Raw genomic sequence first — 13,536 nt, 5'->3', positions numbered from 1 at the left:
AGGTAGTAGTAGGGGAAGAGAACGGGGTCCGAACCGTGTGGTTCGGACCCCGTGAAGCTATAGCCTCAGTCGTGCTCAGAGAGCGTTGATCTGCGTGGCCAGGCGCGACTTGCGGTTCGCAGCGTTGTTCTTGTGCAGAACACCCTTCGAAACAGCCTTGTCGAGCTTGCGGGCAGCCACAGCATAAGCCTGCTGTGCCTCTTCCTTGTTGCCGGCAGCAATGTTCTCGCGAACGACGCGGACGTAGGACCGAACCTCGGACCGAACAGCCTTATTGCGCTGACGAGCCTTCTCGTTGGTCTTGATCCGCTTGATCTGGGACTTGATATTAGCCAATTTCAACACTCTTTCGTGTTAGTGGTACATGGTCGTGAGGGCGCATCGAACCGACATGATCATCTCCGCGGGGAAACACATCGACGACATCGAATCCGACGGCGTCTTCACCCGACCTCGGCGAGACACACGCCTTGATGAAGACACAATCACCTATGATACAGGCTCGAGTCCCGGGCTGGAAATCCCTGCGCGCCCAGCAGCGCAGGGAAGATGACGGCTCCGCTCGGCAGGTCTGCCGGGTCTCAGTCGGAGATGTGCTCGGCCACCCGGTCGAAGACGTCGCGGGGCATGATCGCGCCTTCCCTGCGGATCGAATCGGGATCGAGCCGGATGATGCGATCGAGGCGGAGCTCCGAGGGCCGACCCTGCGAATCCCAGTCCCCGGTGCCGATGTTCATCCACTTCGCGTGCCGATCCTCTCGGACCTCGCCGACGCCGCCCGGGATGTGATCCTGGCTGGTGAGCATGAGCGCGAGCACCCATCTGCCGTCACGTCCGACGACGAGAGACGGTCGATCCTTGCCCTGCGAGTAGTCCTCCTCGAAGGGGACCCACCCCCAGACGACTTCGCCCGGATCGGCGTCGCCGTCGAGGTCGGGGGAGTAGCTGACCGTGATGGAGCCCCTGTAATCGCCGGGATACGCGCCGGATCCGCCCTGGCCGCCCGAGGCGGAACGATCGGCAGAACCCGCCGAGGCGGCACCTCCACCGCCGGACCGTGCAGGATTCGGCCGGCGGGCATCCGTCGGCTGCGATGCGCCTCCGGAGTTCTTCTTCGACTGCGATTGACGCAGGTAGCGCAGCCCTTCGCGGACACCGATTCTCGCGGCCCGATTGACCAGTGATTTCCAATTCATATGTCCAGCCTAAACGAGCCGGCTGTCACAAGCTGCAGAGATCCGTGTGCCGACCCGGTCAAGCGCACGAGCCGTCGTGGTCCGGCGAACGAGCCGTCACGGTCACGAGAATTCGAGGACCGCCTCGACGGGGAAATGGTCGGAAGGGTACTTCCCGTCGACCTCGAACGTGTCGATGCGCGTGGACAGTGTGCGCAGGCCCGGGGTCGTGAGGATCCAGTCGATGCGCGGCTCGCCGGCCTTCGGACCCTTGTAGCGGTGGAAGGTGCCGATGTCCTCACCGGGGACCTCGGCGGCGGTGTCGGTGAGGCCGAGCTCGGTGCAGAAGAAGTCGTAGACCGGGGAGCCGGTGGCGACATTGAAGTCACCGGTGACCACGCAGGGATGGGTCGCCTCGGCGATGGTCTCGGCCATGATCCGACCGGACTCGAGACGGGCGCGCTCGGACTTGTGATCGAGGTGGGTGTTGAGCACACGCAGACTCCGGTCGGATTCGAGGTCACAGACATCGACCGTCGTCAGTGTGCGCGCATGCGAGACTCCCCACGATTCCGAGGCCACGGTGTCGGGCTGTTCGGACAGCCAGCTGATGTCCACGGCTTCCACGTCGAAGCGCTTCGAATCGAGGATCACGGCTGTGAACTCGCCGGAGTTGCCGCCGGAGTGGCCCTCTCCGAGCCAGATGTACTCCTCGGGCAGCAGGCTGATGAGCGTCTCGAGCTGGTCGAGTTCGCCCTCCTGGGTGCCGATGAGGTGCGGACGTGCGCGCCGGATGAGTTCGGCGGCGATCGGCAGCCGCTCGGCCACCGGATGACCGTCCATCGCGGGATAGCGGAGGTTGAAGCTCATGACCCGGAATTCGCTCATGACTCCATCTTCCCCGATCGGCACTCCTCGGTGGGGGCGAATCGCGAAAGACACGGACGATCACGACGTGCATGTCCGTGGATTCCAGGTCCGCGCGCAAGTCATGAAACAATGGGGGATCCGGTCTGTCTGGGGACCTGGTCTGTCAAAGAAAGGGCGTTCATGTCACCTCAGGTGAATAAGGAAGCTGCAAAGCGGATCTCACCGTCTGCCACCTCACCCGAGCTGATTCGCAATTTCTGCATCATCGCTCATATCGACCACGGCAAGTCGACCCTGGCCGATCGCATGCTCCAGATGACCGGCGTCGTCGAGAACCGCGATATGCGCGCCCAGTACCTCGACCGGATGGACATCGAACGCGAACGCGGAATCACCATCAAATCCCAGGCCGTGTGCATGCCGTGGGAACACGAGGACACCCCGTATGCGCTCAACATGATCGACACTCCCGGGCACGTCGACTTCAGCTACGAGGTCTCGCGGTCCCTGGCCGCCTGTGAAGGTGCGCTGCTGCTCGTCGACTCCGCTCAGGGCATCGAAGCTCAGACGCTTGCCAACCTGTACCTGGCCATGGAGAACGATCTGACGATCATTCCCGTGCTCAACAAGATCGACCTGCCGGCCGCACAGCCGGAGAAGTACGCGGAAGAGCTCGCCAACCTCATCGGCTGCGAACCTGAGGACTGCCTGCTCGTGTCCGGCAAGACCGGCGAAGGCGTCGAGGAGGTCCTCGACCGCATCATCACCGATATCCCCGCGCCCGTCGGCGATGCCGAGGCCCCGGCCCGCGCGATGATCTTCGACTCCGTCTACGACACCTACCGCGGCGTGGTCACCTATGTCCGTGTCATCGACGGCTCTCTGTCCCCGCGCGAGAAGATCGAGATGATGTCGACCGGCACCACCCATGAGCTGCTGGAGATCGGCGCTTCCATGCCCGAGCCCAAGGCGACGAAGGGACTGGGCGTCGGCGAGGTCGGCTACCTCATCACCGGTGTCAAGGATGTGCGCCTGTCGAAGGTCGGCGACACCGTCACCGCCGCTGCGGGACCCGCGACGGAGGCCCTCGGCGGCTACCGCGAGCCCAAACCGATGGTGTTCTCCGGACTCTTCCCGATCGACGGGTCCGACTACCCGGTGCTGCGCGATGCGCTGGACAAACTCAAACTCAACGACGCCTCTCTCGCCTACGAACCCGAGACCTCGACGGCTCTGGGCTTCGGCTTCCGCTGCGGATTCCTCGGTCTCCTCCATCTCGAAGTGCTGCGCGACCGCCTGGAACGGGAGTTCGATCTCGACCTCATCTCCACCGCCCCGTCCGTGATCTACGACGTGACCATGGAAGACGGTTCGGAGACCGTGGTGACGAACCCGAGCGAATACCCGACGGGCAAGATCAAGGAAGTCCGGGAACCGATGGTGCAGGCGACCATCCTCACCCCCAGCGACTACATCGGCGCGGTCATGGAACTGTGCCAGGATCGCCGAGGCAAACTCCAGGGCATGGACTACCTGTCCTCGGATCGTGTGGAGATCCGCTACCGTCTGCCGTTGGCGGAGATCGTCTTCGACTTCTTCGACCAGCTGAAGTCCCGGACCAAGGGCTACGCCTCCCTCGACTATTCCGACGACGGGCAGGACGCCTCCGACCTCGTCAAAGTCGACATCCTGCTGCACGGCGACCAGGTCGACGCATTCTCCGCGATCGTCCACCGCGACAACGCCTACTCCTACGGTGTGGCGATGGCCGGGAAGCTGCGCAAGCTCATCCCGCGTCAGCAGTTCGAGGTGCCCATCCAGGCGGCCATCGGCTCACGCATCATCGCCCGCGAGACGATCCGCGCCATCCGCAAGGACGTGCTTTCGAAGTGCTACGGCGGCGACATCAGCCGTAAGCGCAAACTGCTCGAGAAGCAGAAGGAAGGCAAGAAGCGGATGAAGATGGTCGGCACCGTCGAGGTTCCGCAGGAGGCGTTCATCGCGGCCCTGTCCTCCGACGAGCCGGAGACGAAGGACAGCAAGAAGTAAGTGCCCGCACAACCGACCGGTGAGGTCCCTCCGCGCGACGGTTCGCTGCCGACATCGGTGGGGATCGGGGCTGCCGAGCGGGGGCTGAGCCTCTACATCCACGTCCCGTACTGCCGGGTCCGCTGCGGCTACTGCGATTTCAACACCTATACCGCCGACGACCTCGGCCCGGGCGCGTCCCGGGAGGACTACCGCAGCAATCTCGCCCGTGAGCTCGATCTGTCCGTGTCCACCCTCGCCGAGGCAGGGGCCGGCGATCGTGAGATCTCGACGATCTTCTTCGGCGGAGGCACCCCGACCTTGCTCGCAGCGGATGTGCTCGCCGGGGTGATGGACGATGTCCGCGCCCGCTTCCGCCTGGCCGAGAATGTCGAAGTCACCACCGAAGCCAACCCCGACACCTTGGATCCCGCCTACATCGCGACCCTTGCCGGAGCCGGTTTCAACCGCATCTCCATGGGCATGCAGTCGGCCGTGCCGCACGTGCTCGCGACCTTGGACCGCACCCACGATCCGGAGAAGATCCCCGAGGTGGCCCGCTGGGTCAAGGACGCCGGTCTCGAACTCAGCCTCGACCTCATCTACGGCACTCCGGGGGAGTCGATCGACGATTGGCGTCGCTCTCTCGACGTGGCCCTGTCCAACGAGGTCGATCATATCTCGGCATATTCCCTCATCGTCGAACCGGGAACGAAGATGGGCGTGATGGTCCGCCGCGGCGAACTGCCGATGCCCGATGAGGACGACTTGGCCGACAAATACGAGATCGCCGATGCCGCGATCTCCGCCGCCGGTCTGCACTGGTACGAAGTGAGCAACTGGTCGGCCGGTCCCGAGACCCGCTGTGAGCACAATATGGCCTATTGGCGCAATGCCGACTGGTGGGGGTTCGGGCCCGGAGCTCACTCACATGTCGGAGGCGTGCGGTTCTGGAATGCCAAACACCCCCGGGCCTGGGCCGATCGGCTGTTGGCGGGGGAGTCCCCGTCGATCGGTCGTGAGGTCCTCGACGTTCAGACCCGGGAGATCGAACGGATCATGCTGGCGGCCAGGATCGACCGTGAGCTGCGCCTGGATTCTCTGGCTCCAGGCAGCGAACAGGCGATCAGCACCTTCGTCCGGCAGGGGCTTCTCGACGCCGATGGCGCCGCAGCCGGCTGGTTCCAGCCGACTCTGCAGGGACGTCTCATGGCCGACTATATGGTGCGCATCCTCACCGAATACGTGTGAGCCGACGTCCGTTCGAGTCTTTCGTACTAGGCAATACACCGGTAGTGTCAAGGTAAGTGGTGTTGCCTGTGCGGATGCGGAGGAGGAGTTCGTCGATGAATTCTCCTGGCCGAAATGAGATCGGAAGGCCCCGGCAGCCATCCCCACCACATCACGCTCCATTGGGAAATCGCGCAGCGAATGAACAGAGATTCGCAGCTGCGGCAGCGGCGCGCGAAGCTATGAAAGCCGGGAGGATACCGGTGGTTCCCGCCGCCGAGCCTGCGATCGTGCGTCGCCCGTGGGAGGTCGTCGTCGCGGCTGTTCTCGGGGCAGTGGCTCCGATCTTCGTTCTTCTCGCGCTGATTGTTGCGGCATTCACCGGTGGTCGGGTTCTACGGGTGCTCGGGTGGGTCCTGCACGGGGTCGGTGATTCGACCGAAGTATCAGGCGTCTCGGTCGCCGGTGACGTCTCTGATTTCCTTGCTCAGGTCATCCTCGTCGTCGGAGCGGTGGCCGGCTTGGTCGTGATGGTCGGCTTCGCCGTCTACGCCTGGAGGATGTTCGTCGGAACGGGGCCAGCACGGTGGGTGGCGCTCGTGTGTCTGGCCATTGGGTTCTTCGTCATCACTCCGTTGAGTCCGCTGCTCATCAGCGGGTTCCTTCTTCTGGGCGCGTTGAGTGTGGTATTCGCATTCCTTCCGCGGTCTTCGGCGTGGTTTGCCGGGCGGAGACGGAACCGGGCCGTTCCCGAATTGTCGGGAACGGCCCGGAGGCGCTGACTGGTGATGAGGTGTTGACGTCGACTGCAGTCGAGATCATACCCACCGAATCACTTGATGAACTGGATGCTCATCGGAACCTTATAGACCTCGCCCTTGTTGGCGGCGACAGCGGCCAGGATCATGAATACCAGAGCAACGACCCAGATGACCAAGAAGAGGATCCCGCCGATGCCGAAGGTGATGACGGCGAGGATGTCGGCGATGATATAGGCGATGATGAGGGTCAGTTGGAAGTTCAGCGACTGACGGGCCTGTTCGCGGATGAAGGGCGACTCATCTTTCTTCACGAGGAAGACGATGAGCGGAACGATCCAGGCGGTGAAGATTGCGCCGACCTGTGTCCACATGGATGTGGAGCGTTCTGACGGGCTCGGCTGCCAGAGTCCCGCCGAACCCGGCCCGTAAGCCTGGGGCGGCAGCGCCTGAGAATTGAACGAGCCGGGATTCCCCGCCGAATTCATTCCGTATCCCTGTGGGCCACCGTAGGGCTGTTGGCTTCCGTGTCCGGGCTGACTGCCGCACGCCTGCTGCGAACCGTAGCCCGGCTGGGAACCATACTGCTGCTGAGGATTCTGCTGCTGAGATCCGTAGGCCGGATTCTGCTGCTGGGAGCCGTACCCGGGCTGGGGCTGCGAGCCATAGCCCGGCTGTGATCCCTGCTGAGGATTCTGCGGCTGAGAGCCGTGGGCCTGACCACTCTGCTGCGGCTGCGAACCCTGCTGTGGCTGCGAACCCTGCTGTGGCTGCTGGGTATACGGCTGTTGCGAGCCCGACTGCGGGGAATAGTTCGGAGGCATCGGCTGTGACTGTCCGTTGTTCGGCTGCTGCGGGTTGTCCGACATGAGAGTCCCTTCAGAGTGTGCGATCACTCCACACTAACCCAGTGAGTGTGGGCTGTCCCAGTGCAAGTGAGGTGACGGGGATGGTCACTTCACGAAGTTGATGGTGAGCGGGAACTTATAGCCCTCGCCCTTGTTCGCTGCGACGGCCGCGATGATGTAGAAGACGCAGTAGACGAACGGGACGATGAACGCCGCATACATGATGATCATGCCGATCCCGAATGTCACCAGTGCCAGCATGAAACCGAGGAACATGAAGATCATGAAGGCACCGAAGGTGACGATCGTGTTCGTGATCATCGCATTGAGGCCCTGACGCGAATGCTCCCGGACGAACGGCGATTCGTCCTTCTTCACGAGGAACATGATGAGCGGCATGAAGCCGAAGATGAGCGAGCCGAGGTGGGTCCACATTGCCGTGGTCCGGTCGGGTTCGTGGGCCATCCAGAACTGCTCGGAGCCGGGTCCGTAGGCCTGCTCAGGCAGGGAGCGGGAGTCGAACATCGCCGGGTTGTGCATCTGCGGCATGCCGTAACCAGGCTGAGCTCCGTATCCAGGCTGTGCGCCGTAACCCGGCTGGCCCCCGGGGTTCGGCTGCGCCCCATATCCCGGCTGAGCGCCGTACGCTCGCTGCGAACCATACCCCGACTGCCCACCGGAACCCGGCTGACCGCTGTGCGTCTGCGGCTGCGAATACTGCTGGCCCTGCGGCGCGTAGGGCTGCTGCGAACCGGAGGCCTGAGAGTAGTTCGGCGGCATCGGCCGGCTGCCCGGCTGCTCGGGGTGATACGACATGGGGATCCTTTCGAAGAGTGCTTGCCATTCACCCTAACGGAGCGACGTGTCCCGAGGATGTCGGGAAAGCCTCACTCCTGTGACAGATTCGGCACACATCCCCCGCGCCGCACCACCGCCGACTCTCAGCCAACGGTGACGAAGTCGATGAGCTCCTCGACGCGCCCCGACAGAGTCGGTTCGACATCAGCAATGGTGCTCACCTTCCCGAGGATGCACACCCACCCGCGGGCAACGTCCCGATGGTCGGCGTGCGGCCATCCGATGCGACGCAGTATTCCCGTCTTCCAATCCTCACCGCGGGGGACGACCGGCCACTCGCGGATGCCGACGACATGGGGCTTCACCGCCTGCCAGATATCGACGTACGGGTGACCGATGATGTGGACGACATCGCGGTACCGCGGATCGGACCGGACCGCCTCGGCGATCTTCGATTCCTTCGTCCCGCTCACCAGATGGTCGGCGAGGACACCGACTCGATGGTCCCGATCCGGGCCGAAGGCCTCGAGCTTGTCCGCGACATCATCGAGACCGCCCAGGGGCTCGACGACGACGCCTTCGATGCGCAGGTCATCGCCCCAGATCTTCTCGACGAGTTCGGCGTCGTGCTTGCCCTCGACCCAGATCCGCGACCCACGTGCCACTCGAGCCTTCGCTCCGACCACGGCGCGAGACCCCGAGGCCGTCCGTCCGGGCTGCTGCGCCTTCTTCTTCGGCAGCTGCACATCGACGGGCTGCCCCTCGAGGAGGAAACCCGGTCCCAGGGGGAAGGCCCGAACCTTGCCGGCGCGATCCTCGAGCTTGACGACGACACCGGCCGTGGTCTTCTCCGCGCCGACGACAGCGCCGACATAGCCGCTCATCGCATCCTCGAGAACCATGCCCAGGCCGAGTTCGACCTGGCGGGACTTCTTCGGACGGTGCGACGACGGGGAGGAACCGGAGAGCACATCGGGGCCATAGCGATCAAAAGCATTCACGGGCACCCACCATAATCAAGGACGGTCCCGCAGGCGTGCAGACCCGCAGGCCACCCCAGAAATGAATTCCGGGAACGAGAGGCGTAGAATTGGCACTCAGACTCAGTGAGTGCCAAGAGCAGGCATGGGACCGCGATCGACCGGCGAGACGGAGAGGAGACCCGCGATGAACGACAGCAGACGAGCACAGGTGCTGCGCGCCATCGTCGAGGACTTCGTCGCCACCAACGAACCCGTGGGATCGAAGGCGATCGTCCAGCGCCACACCCTCGGAGTCTCTCCGGCCACGATCCGCAACGATATGGCCGCGCTCGAACAAGAGGGCTATATCGCCCAGCCCCACACCTCTGCCGGACGGATCCCCACCGACCTCGGCTACCGGATGTTCGTCGACCGGATCGATGAATTCAAACCGCTGACCACCGCCGAGCGGCGCGCAATCTTCCAACTCATCGACGGCGATGTCGACCTCGACGAGATGCTCGACCGCACCGTCCGCGTCCTCTCCGGCCTCACCCGACAGGTCGCGCTCATCCAGTACCCGACGGTGTCGCGGGCGCGCATCAAGCACATCGAGATCGTCGGACTCGGACCCGGGCGGATCCTCGTCGTCCTCATCACCGACGCCGGCCAGGTCGAGCAGAAGACCGTGATCACCCCGAGCCCGCTCGACGAAGACGCCGTCCGCGGACTGCGCGACCAGATCAACGCCGAATTCGCCGGACGCACACTCGCGCAGGTCTTCGGATCGGCCCACGCCGCCGAGGCGACCGCCACCGAATCGAGTGAGCCGGCCGCTCGTGACGACTCCGGACTCACACAGGTCAGGGCCGCCGTCGTCGACCTCGTCGCCGCGACGCGTGAAGAGCGCATCATCATGGCCGGCACCGCGAACCTCGCCCGCTCCGGAAGCGAATTCGGAGAGAAGATGGCTCCGATCCTCGAAGCCTTCGAAGAACAGGTGGTCCTGCTCAAGCTGCTCACCTCGATGGCCGAAGACCACGAGGAGATCAGTGTGCGCATCGGGCGTGAGAATACTCACGAATCATTCAGCTCGACTTCCGTCGTCGCCGCCGAATATGGTCATGACGCGGGTTCCTCGGCCAGACTGGCAGTGCTCGGCCCGACCCGAATGGACTATCCGACGACGATCTCGGCAGTCCGTGCCGTCGCCAAATACGTGTCCTCGATCCTCGATCGAGGGTAGGTCCCTTGATATCGACGAGGGACACCCGCAGACGGGCAGCGCAGAACCGGTGAGCACCGCGCAAGGGCGCAGCCACCACCACGAACAGAGAAGACCACTACGTCAGGGAGAGAGAAGTTTCTGTGGCCGATCACTATGAAACACTCGGAGTGTCCAAAGACGCTTCCGCGGCTGAGATCAAGTCGTCGTACCGGAAGCTGGCACGCAAGTACCACCCGGACGTCAATCCCGGTCACGAAGACGAATTCAAAGCCATCTCACTGGCCTACGACGTGCTCTCCGACCCGGAGAAGCGCCGCAACTACGATATGGGCGGCGGCGAGAACGGTCAGGGCTTCCCGGCCGGCGGCGGATTCGGCGGATTCGGCGACATCTTCGAGACCTTCTTCGGCGGTGGCGGCGGTCAGGCCGGAGGACCGATCCCGCGCACCCAGCGAGGCAAGGATGCCCTCGTCGGAGTCAATATCGACCTGAAGACCGCGGCCTTCGGCGGCACCGTCGACCTCGACGTCACCACTGCAGTCGTCTGCGACACCTGTTCGGGCGCGGGCACGCAGGAAGGCACGAAGATCGAGACCTGCTCGCTGTGCCACGGAGCCGGCAGCGTCCAGCGCATGACCCGGACCCTGCTGGGTCAGATGGTCACGAACCAGACCTGCAACTCCTGCCACGGCTTCGGCACCGTCATCCCGAACCCCTGCCTCAACTGCCAGGGCGACGGACGCGTGCGCAAACAGCGGACCATGAAGATCCGCATCCCCGCCGGTGTCTCCGACGGCACCCGGATCCAGCTTTCCAGCCAGGGCGAGGTCGGGCCCGGCGGCGGACCCGCCGGTGACCTCTTCGTCGAGGTCATGGTCACCCGCCACGAGGTCTTCCAGCGCGACGGCGACAATCTCCGGGCCGCCGTCTCCGTGCCGATGACCGCGGCGACCCTGGGCGCCACCATCCCGTTCGAGACCTTCGACGGCACTCAGGACCTCACCATCGCCGCCGGCACCCAGTCCGGCACCATCGTCAAACTCCCCGGACTCGGCGCCACCCGCCTGCGTTCGGAGACCCGTGGCGACCTGCTCATCACCGTCGACGTCCTCACCCCGGACAAGCTCGACGACGAACAGCGCGAACTGCTCGAGAAACTCGCCGAACTGCGCGGAGAAGAGACACCGCGCGCCCAGATCTCGACCGAGAACCGCGGAATGTTCTCCCGCATGCGTGAGAGGTTCGCCGGTCGGTGAGTCTTCCCGTCTTCCGCTCCGCCACCGCCGCCGAGGCGGTCGTCGGGTCCGCCCTCACCCTCGGTGAGGACGTGGCCGGGCATGCGGTGCGGGTGCGTCGGATCGGTCCCGGCGAGGATATCGACATCGTCGACGGGGAAGGCAGACGTGCGCGCGGAACCGTCACGGCCGCCTCGGCGAACCAGCTGACGATCGACGTCACCGAGGTGACGGTCGAGGAGCGCACGGGCCCGCGCCTCGTCCTCGTCCAAGCCCTGGCCAAGGGCGACCGGGACCTGCAGGCCATCGAAACGGCCACGGAGATCGGCGTCGACGACGTCATGCCCTGGGCCGCCGAGCGCTCGATCGCCGACTGGCCGGCCAAGAAGCGGGAGAAGATGGCCGCGAAATGGGAGAACCTCCTCGGAGCGGCCTCCCTGCAGGCCAGACGAGCACGATTTCCCATCCTCCACGACCTCGTCCGCGGAGCCGCCCTGGCCAAGGCCCTCGACGACGCTGATGCGGTCTTCGTCCTCCACGAGACCGCTCAGCGCAGGCTCTCCGAAGCGCTGGATGGCCTGATCGCGAACGACTCGGCGCAGCTGCCGGAGCGCATCGTCTTCGTCGTCGGCCCCGAGGGCGGCATCAGCGACGGCGAACTCGCCGCCCTGACCGACCGTGGAGCAACCGCGGTGCTGCTGGGACCGACGATCCTGCGCTCGTCATCGGCGGGACCCGCCGGTCTCGTCCTGGCCCAGAATTCATTGGGCCGTTGGTGAGGCATCGGACTAGGATGGAAGCACACTCAGGCGCTGCCGGTGACGGTGCGCTCACTTGCAAAGGAACATTCTGGACATCACCCCACCGAACCCGAACTCCATGAACCCCACCGACTCGGACACCGCCGCGACCGGCGACGGTGCCGCCGGCGTTGATGCCGTGCCGGACACCCAAGGTGCCGATCGCGACACCGTGCGACTGGTCATCCCCGACTCCATCGACCTCGTCGCCTTCTTCGGTCCCGGAGAATCGAACCTGCGCGCCCTGGAGAAGACCTTCGCCGACCTCGACATTCACGTCCGGGCCAACCAGGTCCAGGTCACCGGCGACTCGAAGCGCGTGGAAGCCTTCGTCAGCGTCATCGGGGAACTCAAGAAACTTCACGCGGCCGGCCATCGCATCAACGAAGAGACGATCGAGAGGGTCACGACGTTCTCCTCCGAGGGAGCGGCCGCCTCGGCGGTGCTGGGCACGAACATCCTCTCCACCAGGGGAAAGTCGATCCGTCCGAAGACGATGGGCCAGCACGACTACGTCAGGGCCATCCGCAACCACACGATCACCTTCGGCATCGGTCCGGCCGGAACCGGCAAGACGTACCTGGCGATGGCCATGGCCGTGAACGCCCTCCAGCACAAAGAGGTCTCACGGATCATCCTCACCCGTCCGGCTGTCGAAGCAGGGGAGTCCCTGGGCTACCTGCCGGGCACGCTCAACGACAAGATCGACCCGTATGTGCGTCCGCTCTATGACGCCCTGCACGACATGGTCGATCCCGAATCGATCCCGCTGCTCATCGAGACCGGAACGATCGAGGTCGCGCCCCTGGCCTATATGCGCGGGCGCACCCTCAACGACGCGTTCATCATCCTCGACGAAGCGCAGAACACGACGGCCGAGCAGATGAAGATGTTCCTCACCCGCCTCGGCTTCGGCTCACGCATGGTCGTCACCGGTGACATCTCCCAGATCGACCTGCCGGGCAAGACCCGCAGCGGACTCAAGGTCGTCCGCGACATCCTCGACGGAATCGAGGACCTGCAGTTCTGCGAACTGGGCAGCAAGGACGTCGTCCGGCATTCGCTGGTGACGAAGATCGTCGAAGCCTACGACCTGTGGGGGAATGCCGAATGAACACCGAGATCCTCAACGAGACCGACGCCGAGGTGGACCTCGACGAAGTCGTGGCCCTGACCGAGTACTTGGGCGAAGCCCTGCACATGCACCCCGGTGCGGAGCTGGCCGTGACCATGGTCGACGGGGCGGCCATGTCCGAACTCCACGTCACCTGGATGGACCTCGAAGGACCGACCGACGTGATGTCCTTTCCCATGGATCAGCTCCACCAGGGCGAGCCGGAGAAGCCGACCGAAGGTCAGATGGGCGACATCATCATCTGCCCCGAGGTCGCCGAGGCTCAGGCTCGGGCGGCCGGTCATTCGACGATGGACGAGGTCCTGCTGCTGACCGTCCACGGATTCCTCCACCTGCTCGGCTACGACCACGGTGAGCCCGAAGCGCGGGAAGAGATGTTCGCCCTCCAGCGGCATCTGCTGCTGACCTTCTTCGCGGCCCGCTACGACGGTCGCACCGACATTCCCACCCCCACCGAGGTCTGATCGTG

The 13,536-nt window shown here is 64.5% G+C and carries 14 protein-coding genes; 8 read left to right on the top strand and 6 right to left on the bottom strand.

The window, feature by feature from the left end; translation table 11 throughout:
• Positions 1-75 precede the first annotated feature (75 nt).
• From rpsT to ACSBQT_RS05030, 3 genes are all read right to left on the bottom strand, one after another.
• Positions 76-336 carry a 30S ribosomal protein S20 gene (gene rpsT, locus ACSBQT_RS05040; RefSeq protein WP_139467376.1) on the bottom strand — a complete coding sequence of 87 codons (261 nt, stop codon included), beginning with the start codon at positions 334-336 and terminating at the stop codon, positions 76-78.
• Between the two features lie 245 nt (positions 337-581).
• Positions 582-1,196 carry a type II toxin-antitoxin system PemK/MazF family toxin gene (locus ACSBQT_RS05035; RefSeq protein ID WP_410711467.1) on the bottom strand — a complete coding sequence of 205 codons (615 nt, stop codon included), beginning with the start codon at positions 1,194-1,196 and terminating at the stop codon, positions 582-584.
• A 102-nt stretch (positions 1,197-1,298) separates the two neighbouring features.
• Positions 1,299-2,063: an endonuclease/exonuclease/phosphatase family protein gene (locus ACSBQT_RS05030; RefSeq protein WP_410711466.1), complete on the bottom strand. Its 765-nt coding sequence runs from the start codon at positions 2,061-2,063 to the stop codon at positions 1,299-1,301.
• Positions 2,064-2,225: 162 nt separating this feature from the next.
• Here ACSBQT_RS05030 and lepA point away from each other — a divergent pair, with 162 nt between their 5' ends.
• The 3 genes from lepA to ACSBQT_RS05015 all read left to right on the top strand — a co-directional run bounded on the left by lepA (position 2,226) and on the right by ACSBQT_RS05015 (position 6,085).
• Positions 2,226-4,094, top strand: coding sequence for a translation elongation factor 4 (gene lepA / locus ACSBQT_RS05025; RefSeq protein WP_435001026.1), 1,869 nt, complete (start codon positions 2,226-2,228; stop codon positions 4,092-4,094).
• Positions 4,095-5,324, top strand: a complete 1,230-nt coding sequence (hemW, locus tag ACSBQT_RS05020) for a radical SAM family heme chaperone HemW (protein ID WP_410711465.1) — start codon at positions 4,095-4,097, stop codon at positions 5,322-5,324.
• 242 nt (positions 5,325-5,566) lie between these two features.
• Positions 5,567-6,085 carry a hypothetical protein gene (locus ACSBQT_RS05015; RefSeq protein ID WP_410711464.1) on the top strand — a complete coding sequence of 173 codons (519 nt, stop codon included), beginning with the start codon at positions 5,567-5,569 and terminating at the stop codon, positions 6,083-6,085.
• Between the two features lie 50 nt (positions 6,086-6,135).
• On the opposite strand, the gene ACSBQT_RS05010 is transcribed toward ACSBQT_RS05015, so the two are convergent.
• From ACSBQT_RS05010 to ACSBQT_RS05000, 3 genes are all read right to left on the bottom strand, one after another.
• A complete protein-coding gene (locus ACSBQT_RS05010; RefSeq protein ID WP_410711463.1) occupies positions 6,136-6,930 on the bottom strand; it encodes a DUF4870 domain-containing protein in 795 nt (264 codons plus the stop codon).
• Positions 6,931-7,014: 84 nt separating this feature from the next.
• The gene (locus ACSBQT_RS05005) at positions 7,015-7,725 is read right to left on the bottom strand and encodes a DUF4870 domain-containing protein (protein WP_435001023.1); all 711 of its coding nucleotides are present in this window, start codon (positions 7,723-7,725) and stop codon (positions 7,015-7,017) included.
• Positions 7,726-7,850: 125 nt separating this feature from the next.
• On the bottom strand, positions 7,851-8,714 hold the full coding sequence (locus tag ACSBQT_RS05000; RefSeq protein ID WP_410711461.1) for a DUF3097 family protein: 864 nt from the start codon (positions 8,712-8,714) through the stop codon (positions 7,851-7,853).
• Between the two features lie 160 nt (positions 8,715-8,874).
• On the opposite strand from ACSBQT_RS05000, the gene hrcA reads away from it, so the two are divergent.
• The 5 genes from hrcA to ybeY all read left to right on the top strand — a co-directional run bounded on the left by hrcA (position 8,875) and on the right by ybeY (position 13,531).
• Positions 8,875-9,915, top strand: a complete 1,041-nt coding sequence (gene hrcA / locus ACSBQT_RS04995; protein ID WP_410711460.1) for a heat-inducible transcriptional repressor HrcA — start codon at positions 8,875-8,877, stop codon at positions 9,913-9,915.
• Between the two features lie 122 nt (positions 9,916-10,037).
• Positions 10,038-11,153: a molecular chaperone DnaJ gene (dnaJ, locus tag ACSBQT_RS04990; RefSeq protein WP_262776724.1), complete on the top strand. Its 1,116-nt coding sequence runs from the start codon at positions 10,038-10,040 to the stop codon at positions 11,151-11,153.
• Positions 11,150-11,911, top strand: a complete 762-nt coding sequence (locus tag ACSBQT_RS04985; protein WP_410711459.1) for a 16S rRNA (uracil(1498)-N(3))-methyltransferase — start codon at positions 11,150-11,152, stop codon at positions 11,909-11,911. The genes dnaJ and ACSBQT_RS04985 overlap by 4 nt, the downstream gene beginning before the upstream one ends.
• Positions 11,912-12,011: 100 nt before the next feature.
• Positions 12,012-13,046, top strand: a complete 1,035-nt coding sequence (locus ACSBQT_RS04980; protein ID WP_435001022.1) for a PhoH family protein — start codon at positions 12,012-12,014, stop codon at positions 13,044-13,046.
• Positions 13,043-13,531 carry an rRNA maturation RNase YbeY gene (gene ybeY, locus ACSBQT_RS04975; protein WP_410711457.1) on the top strand — a complete coding sequence of 163 codons (489 nt, stop codon included), beginning with the start codon at positions 13,043-13,045 and terminating at the stop codon, positions 13,529-13,531. The genes ACSBQT_RS04980 and ybeY overlap by 4 nt, the downstream gene beginning before the upstream one ends.
• Positions 13,532-13,536: the final 5 nt, after the last annotated feature.

This window comes from Brevibacterium sp. H602 (genome assembly GCF_051172395.1).
GTDB lineage: Bacteria > Actinomycetota > Actinomycetes > Actinomycetales > Brevibacteriaceae > Brevibacterium.
The sequence above is the reverse complement of the archived record's forward strand: the minus strand, read 5'-3'. Positions and strand labels throughout refer to the sequence as shown.